Here is a 9,377-nt window from a genome sequence, read left to right on the forward strand (position 1 = left end):
GCGCCGCGGCCGTACTACCCGCGCGGGGCGCGGGCGTTGGCGACGTCGACGGCGTAGTCGTCGTAGATCTTGACGTAACCGTCGTTGCGGCCGGCCAATACGTACACCACGTCATCCCCGGTACCCGAATAGCCCTCGTCGCGAAGTTCGACCTTGCGGCTCTTGAACGTCGAGGTGGCCTCAAGTTCGTCGACGAGTCGAATGAACAGCGGCAACGCGTACGACGGCAGCGTCTTGTACAGGTGCTCGGCAACGCCGGCCGGATCAAATTCCGCGCCATCGCGCAGCTTGACCGCCGCCATCCCCGCCTTGCCGTCGGAATCAGGAATCGCGACACCGTATACGACGGACTGTTCCACGCAGTCATGCCCGTCCACAGCGCCCTCGACCTCGGTGGTCGCGACATTCTCGCCCTTCCAGCGGAAAGTGTCGCCGAGACGATCGACGAAGGCGATATGTTTGAAACCCTGCTCGCGCACGAGATCACCGGAGTTGAACCACGAGTCGCCGTCGGCGAACGCGTCCCGGATGATCTTCTTCTCGGTGGCCGCCGGATCGGTGTATCCGTCGACCGGAACCCGATCACTGATCTCTGCGATCAGCAAACCCGGTGTGCCCTTGGGGCTTTCGAGCAAACGACCCGACGAGTTGCGCTTGGGTTCACCGGTCTCGTCGTCGTATTGCACGACCTTGTAGGGCAGTGGGCAAAAGCCAGCGGTGCGCTTGACACCAAACGCGTTGACGAAGGCGAGATTCAGCTCACTGGCGCCGTAGAACTCGACGATGCGCTCGATGCCGAACCGCTCGGAGAACTCATCCCAGATCTCCGGTCGCATTCCGTTGCCGACGATCAGCCGTACCGAATGCATGCGGTCGACTCGCTTGGCCGGCTGCGCGAGCAGGTAGCGGCACAGTTCGCCGATGTAACAAAAAGCGGTGGCGCGGTTGAGGATTACGTCATCCCAGAATTTCGACGCCGAGAACTGTTTGCCGATGGCGATACACGCACCCGAGGCCAGCACCGACGACAACGACACCGACAGCGCGTTGTTGTGATAGAGCGGCAGTGGGACATAAAGGGTGTCGCTGTGCCGCAGACGCACCGCCATCCCACCGATACCCGCCATGCTGGCCAGCCAGCGATTGTGGCTCATCACGCTCGCTTTGGGCAATCCCGTTGTGCCCGAGGTGAAAATGTAGAACGCTTTGGTCGATGCTGGCAGAGTTTCGGTGATCGCGGGGTTGACCTCGGGCCGTCCCTGCGATGCCTCGTTGAACGCATCGAAGTCGAAAACATGTTCCGGCAGAATAGATTTGGGGATCGAGTCCTTCGCCTCGGCGGTTTCCGGGTCCCACACCAGCACCTTCGCCCCGAGCAACGACATGCTGTGCTCGATCACTTTGCCGCGCTGGTTGTAGTTGAGCATCCCGGCTACCGCGCCTAGCTTCACCGAAGCCAGCATCAGAAGCAGACTCGTTGTCGAGTTCTTCGCGAGAATCGCAACAACATCGCCCTCACCGACGCCAAGACCACTGAGCGTCGATGCGTAGCGATTGACGGTTCGGTTGGCCTGGCCGTATGTGATCGACGTGCCTTCGAAGCGCACGAACGGGCGGTCGGGATGGGCAGCCGCTAGTTTCTGAAAGACCAGGCCGATAGTCCGTTTGGCATCGGCTGGACGATGGATCAGACCGGGCGCGTGGCGCAGAATCAGCGGCACCGAGGGTGCCATGTCGACTAGACCTTTGGCGATGTCGGCGAAGCCGACCTTGTTAGCTGACGCAGTGGTGGTCAATGGTTGCTCCGTACGTGTCTACAGGTGGACGCGATGATGTGGGCAATCTTACCGAGCAGTAGCAAGTGTGATCGCGTCGGTCACGGTTTTCGCGATGAGCAGGCGATTCAGCGCACGTTCCTGGACAAAGCCCCGTCGGCGCAAGTTCTCCAGCCAGTCGAGTAGTGGGGCGTAGAAGTCGTCGACGTCGAGCAGCACCACCGGTTTGTCGTGCATCCCGAGATAACCCCCGGTCCACGTCTCGAACAGTTCCTCGAGGGTGCCGATACCGCCGGGCAGGGTGATGAATCCATCGGCCCGATCATCCATCATCGCCTTGCGCTGGCGCATGGTGTCGGTAATGACGAGTTCGTCGGCCGCGGTGTCAGCCACCTCTCGATCCACCAGCGCCTGCGGAATGATGCCGATGGTCCGCCCGCCCGCCGCGCGGGTCGCGCGGGCTACCGCTCCCATCATGGAGACATTGCCGCCGCCGGAAACAAGTGAGTGCCCAGCGTCGCCGAGGGCGGTACCTAATTCGCCGGCGAGAGTCAGATACTGCTCGTCAACCGGGCCGGACGCACAGTAGACACAGATCGCGCTCACTGCTGCGCAGCCTGTCGATCCAACTCCCGGCGAGTGCTCGCTATCGCCTCTACTACCTGCTCGGGTGTATCCACCACGTGCAGCAGGTCGACGTCGTCGGCGCCGATCATTTTCTCGGCAACCAGAACGTTCTTGATCCACTCGAGCAGACCCGACCAAAACTCTTGTCCGACAAGCACAATCGGGAATCGGGTGATCTTGTTGGTCTGTACCAGCGTCAGTGCCTCGAAGAGTTCGTCGAGAGTGCCGAATCCGCCAGGCAGGCAGACGAACCCCTGCGCGTATTTGACGAACATGGTCTTGCGCGCGAAGAAGTAACGAAAATTCAGGCCGACGTCGACCCACTCGTTGAGCCGCTGCTCGAAGGGCAACTCGATGCCGAGTCCGATCGACTGCGCGCCGGCCTGGTAGGCGCCCTTGTTAGCCGACTCCATCGCGCCCGGGCCGCCACCGGTGATTACCGAGAATCCGGCCCGGCCCAATGCTTCGCCCACATCGACGCCTAGTTGGTAGAGCTCGGTTCCCGGCTGGATGCGGGCCGAACCGAATACGGTGACTGCTTCCCCGATGTCGCGTAGAGCATCGAACCCGGCCACGAACTCGGACTGGATACGCAGTACTCGCCACGGGTCCTTCTGTGCGCGCTGTGCCCTCGCCTCGGCGGTGCGCTGGCTGGCGTCGAGTAGCCGACGATCGGTGGTCATGGCCAGTTGGTCGGCGGTACGGCGCACCCGCATCGGGCCGACATAGCAGCCTTCGTCAGGAGAGGGTCCGTCGATCGCTTCTGAATCGGGCGATTGTCCAATGGTCATGGCCGTCAGCGTAGTCGCGGTCCGGCTACCCCTGACATCGGCCACGCCGCGTCTGCGACCCCGGCGTGACGGGAGTTACCCCAGGTAGTCGCGCAATACCTGATGAACCGTGTCGATCTGGGCGACTGGAACTCGTTCATCGACGCGGTGCGCGAGATTGGGATCGCCCGGGCCGTAGTTCACCGCGGGAATGCCGAGCGCGGAGAACCGCGAAACGTCGGTCCAGCCGTATTTCGCCCGGAAGTTGCCGTCAGCGGCCGCGACGAGTTCGGCCGCCGCCGGGTTGGCCAGTCCGGGCAACGCGCCGGGTGCCGAGTCGGTCACGGTGACGGTGAGCTGCTGGCCGCCGGGCGCCGACGCGACGACGTCGCGGACATGCTGCGTGGCCTGCTCGACGCTGCGATCGGGCGCGAACCGGAAGTTGATCGTCACCGACGCCTCGTCGGGGATAACATTGCCCGCGACACCACCGGTGATGCCGACCGCCGACAATCCCTCGCGGTATTCGCAACCATCGATGTCGACGCGACGGGGCTGATACTCCGAGAGGGTGGTCAGCAGGCCGCCGAGTTTGTGAATGGCGTTGTCCCCCATCCACGCTCGCGCGGAATGCGATCGCTGCCCCGACGCCGAGACAACGACTCGCAGAGTCCCCTGACAGCCAGCTTCGATCAGACCGCCGGTGGGCTCGCCGAGAATAGCGACGTCGCCGAGTAACCAGTCCGGTAATTCTCGCTCGATGACGCCGAGGCCGTTGAACTCCGCCGCGATCTCTTCGCAGTCGTAGAAGATCAGTGTCAGATCGTGGCGGGGGTTATCGAGCGTCGCGGCCAGATGCAGGAAGACCGCATCACCGGATTTCATGTCGACGCTGCCACATCCGTGAATCACGTCGCCCTCGTCGGCGGTGGTTTCGCGACGGTGCGGCACATTCCCCGCAATCGGCACCGTGTCGAGATGGCCAGCCAGGATCACGCGGCTGACGCGGCCGAAACTGGTACGCGCGAGCACCCGATTGCCGTTCCGAATAATCTCGAAACCCGTTGTCTGCGTTCGCAATGCCTCTTCGACCGCATCGGCGATTGCCGCTTCTTCGTGGGATTCGCTTTCGATATCGATCAGAGCCGCGGTCAGTTGCGCGGGATCGGCGGATAAGTCGAGGGGCATAGGTAAACGCTACCGCGCGGCGACTTTGCGGGATCGGCACGCCATGTCAGTACGTGCGGTTACCGTACCGGCATGACACCAACCCCGAAATTCAACGCCATCTCCGTACTCGTCGCCGATATGACCGCCAGCGTCGAGTTCTACCGTCGGTGCGGCCTGGTGTTTTCCGAAGAACAGTTCCCCGACGGCGTCGCGAAGGCGATGCATGTGGAGGCACATATCGGCGAGTTTCGACTCATGTTCGACACGCATGCGGTCGCCAAATCGTTTCAGCCGGATTGGACGCCGCCGTCGGGCCCGAACGAAGGCATTTCCCTCGCTTTCGACTGCGGCTCCCCACCGAGGTCGACCGAGTGTTCGGTGTACTTGTCGCAGCTGGCGCACCCGTCCATCTAGAACCATTCGACGCGTTCTGGGGTCAGCGCTACGCCAGCGTCGCCGATCCGGACGGCAATGCCGTCGAACTGTATGCAGCGCTCCCGCCGGCGTAGCCAGGTCGCCGGATAGCCCTAGCAGGTGGTCGAGCGCTAAGAACCGCAGCGACCAGGTGCATCCCTTGCAGGTGGTCGAGTGCCGACGAGCGCAGCGACGAGGTGCATCCCTATCAGGTGGTCGAGTGCCGAGGAGCGCAGCGACCAGGTGCATCCCTATCAGGTGGTCGAGTGCCGAGGAGCGCAGCGACGAGGTGTATCGAGACCCCGGTCGCCCGAAACATCAACGCAACCAATGCTTTTCGGGCACGCACGGTCTCGACACGCCCAGCTCGGCTAATGCCCAGCAGCGCACTCAACGAGCAGTGAGACGTCCGCTCTGTCACAGCAGCACACCCCACGGGGCCACGGGAGGCTTCACCGAAGCCCACATCGCCCCGGTAAACTCGGCGCTCGTGACTACGCATGGAGCATCCGCGATCGGAATCGCCACCCTGACCAACGGCACCGGTGCCGACACCCACACAGTGCTCGACGCCTGGTTTCCCGAGCCCGAACTGGCCACCATCGACATCACCGGGACCGTCGTGCTCGACGACGCCGACACCCCCGACTACCTGCGCGACCTGGTCGGCGTCGATGACGTACGCGGCGTCAAGATAGTCGCCATCCGCACCAACATCGCCGACATCACCGAAGCTCCGACCGATGCCTACGACGTCTACCTGCGCCTACATCTGCTGTCGCACCGTCTGGTCGCGCCGCACGGCGCCAACCTCGACGGGCAGTTCGGGCTGCTCGCCAATGTCGTGTGGACCAACCACGGTCCATGTGCGGTCGACGGATTCGAGCAAGTGCGAGCACGTCTGCGCGCCGCCCGCGGTCCGGTGACGGTGTCGCATATCGACAAGTTCCCCCGCATGGTCGACTACGTGACTCCCGGTGGCGTGCGCATCGGCGACGCCGATCGAGTGCGTCTGGGCGCACATCTCGCCGCCGGAACGACGGTCATGCACGAGGGGTTCGTCAACTTCAACGCTGGCACGCTTGGTGCATCGATGGTGGAGGGCCGGATCTCGGCGGGTGTCGTCGTCGGCGATGGCTCCGACATCGGCGGTGGCGCATCGACGATGGGCACCCTGTCGGGCGGAGGCAAGGAGATTATCAGCCTCGGTAAGCGATGCCTGTTGGGCGCCAACTCGGGTTGCGGCATTCCGCTCGGCGACGACGTCGTCATCGAGGCGGGTCTGTATGTCACCGCGGGCACCAAGGTCACCGGCCCCGACGGCACCGTGGTCAAGGCACGCGACCTGGCAGGTCAGTCGAATATCCTGTTCCGCCGCAATTCCTCGACCGGCGCCGTCGAAGTTGTGCCGTGGAAAGGCGACGGCATCGCACTCAACGACGCGCTGCACAAGAACTAGAAACCCCACGACCCTCGCAAACCCCACCCCACGCGACATTCCCGACCCGGATTCAGGGTCGGGAATGTCGTGCCGGGTCGGGTTTGCGGATCAAGCGAGACGCTTGGCCGCCGCGGCGATGCGCTCGTCGGTAGCGGTCAGCGCAATCCGCACATGGTTCGCGCCAGCCGGACCGTAGAAGTCGCCTGGCGCTGCCAGGATCCCTCGCTCAGCGAGCCACGCAACGCTCTCGCGGCCCGATTCACCCCGCGTCGACCATAGATAGAGACCAGCCTCCGAATGATCGACGGTAAAACCAGCGGCCTCGACGGCAGGCTTGAGGATGTCGCGCCGCGCGCGGTAGCGATCAGCTTGCTCGTCGACATGGCGGTCGTCGTCGAGTGCCGCGATCATCGCACCCTGAATCGGGAACGGCACGATCAGCCCGGAATGCTTACGCACAGCGAGTAATTCGGCGATCAGCTCGACGTCACCAGCGAGGAAACCCGCACGATACGACGCCAGATTCGACACCTTCGACAACGAATGCACCGCGATTAGACCGGTGTGGTCACCGTCGGACACTCTCGGGTCGAGGATCGAGACCGGCTCCCCCTCCCAGGCCAAGCCCAGATAGCACTCGTCGGAGACGATGATCGCATTGCGCTCGCGAGCCCACGCGACGATGCCGCGCAGTGCGTCGACATCCATCACCGCGCCCGTCGGATTCGAGGGCGAATTGACGAAGACCAGCGCCGCGTCGTCGACGTCGGCGACACCGGTGGCATCGGCACGTATCGGCGTCGCGCCGGCAAGGATCGCACTGACTTCGTAGGTGGGATAGGCGACCTCGGGGATGACGATGTTCTCGCCGGGCTCGATGCCCAACGTCGACACAAGCCCGGCGATCGCCTCTTTGGTACCGATTACCGGCAGGATCGCCGATTCGTCCAGCTCCGAGCTGCCATAGCGTCTGGCCAGCGCGGCCGCCGCGGACCGTCGTAGTTCAGGCGTCCCCACCGTCGTTGGGTAACCGGGAAACTCAGACGCTTCGGCAAGCGCGGCGCGTATCAGCGGATCGACCGGGTCGACCGGAGTTCCGACCGACAGGTCCACGATGCCGTCCGGGTGCGCCGCTGCCGTTGTCTTAACACCCGCGATGGTGTCCCAGGGAAAATCTGGCAGTGCGGTGCTGACGCGTCGCACTCGGCGTCAGTCTTCTTCGGTGTTCATCGGGGGCAACCCCTTGATGAACGGAGCGTCGGCGTCGACCTTGCCGACCTTGCTCGCACCGCCCGGCGATCCGAGATCGTCGAAGAAGTCGGCATTGGCGCTGACATACGGTTCCCACTCGTCGGGTACGTCATCCTCATAGAAGATGGCTTCAACGGGGCACACCGGCTCGCACGCACCACAGTCAACACATTCGTCGGGCTGGATATAGAGCATCCGATCACCCTCGTAAATGCAATCGACCGGACACTCCTCGACGCATGCCTTATCCAACACGTCGACGCAAGGCTCGGCGATGATGTACGTCACCACATTCTCCTTCGCTACAACCAATGGGCCCGACTCGGACTCACGATGTCGGCCCGGCAGATGCGGGGGGCTGTCCCACACCACAGACTTCGATCAAGAGTATCCGCCACCACGGTAGTGCCCTTAAACCCAGGTCCCACTGACCATGTGGCCGGTCACACCTATGCCCAGGTCGTCACCTGCCTCAGGTTTAAATCACCGGAGCGCAAAACCTCGACGCCGACGTCGTCGCGCGTGAGGATTGATGGCGTGATCCCTGACTCGATGTCGCCGCAGATGTACTTGCGCTGTTGTCGCTGACCGAACTACCTCGCGTCGCCACCACGGCCTCCTGCCCATCGACATTCGCTCCGAATCACTGAAAGCCGCCACCATGACTTCGATCCTCGATCGTCCGCTGCGCTCTCCCGCTTCTGCTGGCCCCGCCGCACACCTGCCCACCCGGCTGCGTCCCGCCGATCTGCTCCGAATCACCGATCAGGGAGCGGCCGATGTTCTCGACGGTCGCTACGACCACCTATTGCCTGCCCAATGGGACACCGTCAACCGCTGGGCCACCCGCCTTCAAGCCGACGATGACCTCGATGTCTGGCTGATTAGCTGGACACCCAACGAGCACACCGAATTGCACGACCATGCCGGCTCGCTGGGCGCGTTGACCGTACTCGCGGGATCGCTGGTCGAATACCGCTGGAACGGAGCGGGATTGCGCCGACGCACACTCGACGCCGGCGACCAGGCGTCGTTCCCGCTCGGTTGGGTACATGACGTGGTAGCCAATCCCGACGTCGCGCCGTCGACGATATTGCCCGCGGCGCGTACCGTAACCGCACAGACCGCGCCGGTGTCGTTGAGTGTGCATGCGTACTCGCCGCCGCTGACCGCGATGTCGTACTACGAGGTGACTCCGCATCGCACCCTGCGCCGCACCCGAACCACCTTGACTGATCAACCGGAGTAGCTATGCCAACCATCGACGACATTCTTGCTCGCGCACGCCGCCGACTGCGGCGCGTCAACGCCGCCGACGTGCGCGACGAATTGTTGTCGGGGGCGATACTCGTCGACATCCGGCCGCAGGCGCAGCGCGATGTCGAAGGCGACTATCCGGGTGCGTTAGTCATCGAGCGAAATGTGTTGGAGTGGCGCACCGACCCGGCAAGTGATGCCCGAATCCCCGAAGCCGTCGATCATGACGTCCGGTGGATCATCTTGTGCCAGCAGGGTTACACATCGAGCCTGGCCGCGGCGTCGTTGCAGGAGTTGGGCTTACGGCGCGCAACCGACGTCGTAGGCGGCTACGAGGCGCTAGTGGCCGTACAAAGCCCGGTCCCCACACCCTGAGCCCACCACCGCTAGTCGAGTGCCCGGCGAGGCGTCAGCCGGGGACCACCACCGCTGGCCGAGTAGCCGACGCCGCGGCAGCCCAGGGCCGCCACCGCTGGTCGAGTGCCCGGCGAGGCGCTAGCCGAGGGGCCACCGCCGCTGGTCGAGTGCCCGGCGAGGCGCTAGCCGAGCCGGGTGTATCGAGACCACACACACTGCCGCACAACAGTTTTCGACGCCGACTCACCGAGTCTCGATACACCGCCGCGCTCGCAAGCTCGCACAACGGCACTCGACCATCAGATGACGTCACCC

At 63.8% G+C, this 9,377-nt stretch carries 11 protein-coding genes; 4 read left to right on the forward strand and 7 right to left on the reverse strand.

Annotated elements, in window-relative coordinates; all coding sequences use genetic code 11:
- Window positions 1-14: 14 nt before the first annotated feature.
- From GOEFS_RS22185 to dapE, 4 genes are all read right to left on the reverse strand, one after another.
- Entirely contained in the window at window positions 15-1,796 is a 1,782-nt protein-coding gene (locus GOEFS_RS22185; protein WP_007320201.1) for a long-chain-acyl-CoA synthetase, read from the reverse strand.
- A gap of 48 nt (window positions 1,797-1,844) precedes the next feature.
- Window positions 1,845-2,381, reverse strand: a complete 537-nt coding sequence (locus GOEFS_RS22190; protein WP_007320202.1) for an LOG family protein — start codon at window positions 2,379-2,381, stop codon at window positions 1,845-1,847.
- Complete coding sequence (locus tag GOEFS_RS22195; RefSeq protein ID WP_007320203.1) at window positions 2,378-3,193, reverse strand: LOG family protein; 816 nt, start codon at window positions 3,191-3,193, stop codon at window positions 2,378-2,380. The genes GOEFS_RS22190 and GOEFS_RS22195 overlap by 4 nt, the downstream gene beginning before the upstream one ends.
- A 75-nt stretch (window positions 3,194-3,268) precedes the next feature.
- Entirely contained in the window at window positions 3,269-4,360 is a 1,092-nt protein-coding gene (dapE, locus tag GOEFS_RS22200; RefSeq protein WP_007320204.1) for a succinyl-diaminopimelate desuccinylase, read from the reverse strand.
- A 149-nt stretch (window positions 4,361-4,509) separates the two neighbouring features.
- Between dapE and GOEFS_RS23865 the strand changes: the two genes are divergently transcribed.
- Window positions 4,510-4,851, forward strand: coding sequence for a VOC family protein (locus GOEFS_RS23865; RefSeq protein WP_373278242.1), 342 nt, complete (start codon window positions 4,510-4,512; stop codon window positions 4,849-4,851).
- Between the two features lie 395 nt (window positions 4,852-5,246).
- Window positions 5,247-6,215 carry a 2,3,4,5-tetrahydropyridine-2,6-dicarboxylate N-succinyltransferase gene (dapD, locus tag GOEFS_RS22210; RefSeq protein WP_083837400.1) on the forward strand — a complete coding sequence of 323 codons (969 nt, stop codon included), beginning with the start codon at window positions 5,247-5,249 and terminating at the stop codon, window positions 6,213-6,215.
- A 90-nt stretch (window positions 6,216-6,305) separates the two neighbouring features.
- Here dapD and dapC read toward each other — a convergent pair whose 3' ends face one another.
- Window positions 6,306-7,400 (reverse strand): succinyldiaminopimelate transaminase, encoded by a 1,095-nt coding sequence (dapC, locus tag GOEFS_RS22215; protein WP_007320207.1) that lies wholly within the window; start codon window positions 7,398-7,400, stop codon window positions 6,306-6,308.
- Between the two features lie 6 nt (window positions 7,401-7,406).
- Window positions 7,407-7,739 carry a ferredoxin gene (gene fdxA, locus GOEFS_RS22220; protein ID WP_040525998.1) on the reverse strand — a complete coding sequence of 111 codons (333 nt, stop codon included), beginning with the start codon at window positions 7,737-7,739 and terminating at the stop codon, window positions 7,407-7,409.
- Window positions 7,740-8,109: 370 nt separating this feature from the next.
- On the opposite strand from fdxA, the gene GOEFS_RS22225 reads away from it, so the two are divergent.
- Window positions 8,110-8,697, forward strand: a complete 588-nt coding sequence (locus GOEFS_RS22225; RefSeq protein ID WP_007320209.1) for a cupin domain-containing protein — start codon at window positions 8,110-8,112, stop codon at window positions 8,695-8,697.
- 2 nt (window positions 8,698-8,699) lie between these two features.
- Entirely contained in the window at window positions 8,700-9,080 is a 381-nt protein-coding gene (locus tag GOEFS_RS22230) for a rhodanese-like domain-containing protein (RefSeq protein ID WP_007320210.1), read from the forward strand.
- 34 nt (window positions 9,081-9,114) lie between these two features.
- On the opposite strand, the gene GOEFS_RS23710 is transcribed toward GOEFS_RS22230, so the two are convergent.
- On the reverse strand, window positions 9,115-9,377 hold a 263-nt coding region (locus GOEFS_RS23710; protein ID WP_211600686.1), incomplete at its 5' end, for a hypothetical protein.

It is taken from the genome of Gordonia effusa NBRC 100432 (genome assembly GCF_000241305.1).
Classification (GTDB): Bacteria; Actinomycetota; Actinomycetes; order Mycobacteriales; family Mycobacteriaceae; genus Gordonia; species Gordonia effusa.

Bases quoted from the DNA above. Each gene is read 5' to 3' on its own strand.
- GOEFS_RS22230 (WP_007320210.1), top strand. From the start codon at position 8,700: ATGCCAACCATCGACGACATTCTTGCTCGCGCACGCCGCCGACTGCGG.
- dapE (WP_007320204.1), bottom strand. From the start codon at position 4,360: ATGCCCCTCGACTTATCCGCCGATCCCGCGCAACTGACCGCGGCTCTG.
- GOEFS_RS22225 (WP_007320209.1), top strand. From the start codon at position 8,110: ATGACTTCGATCCTCGATCGTCCGCTGCGCTCTCCCGCTTCTGCTGGC.
- GOEFS_RS22195 (WP_007320203.1), bottom strand. From the start codon at position 3,193: ATGACCATTGGACAATCGCCCGATTCAGAAGCGATCGACGGACCCTCT.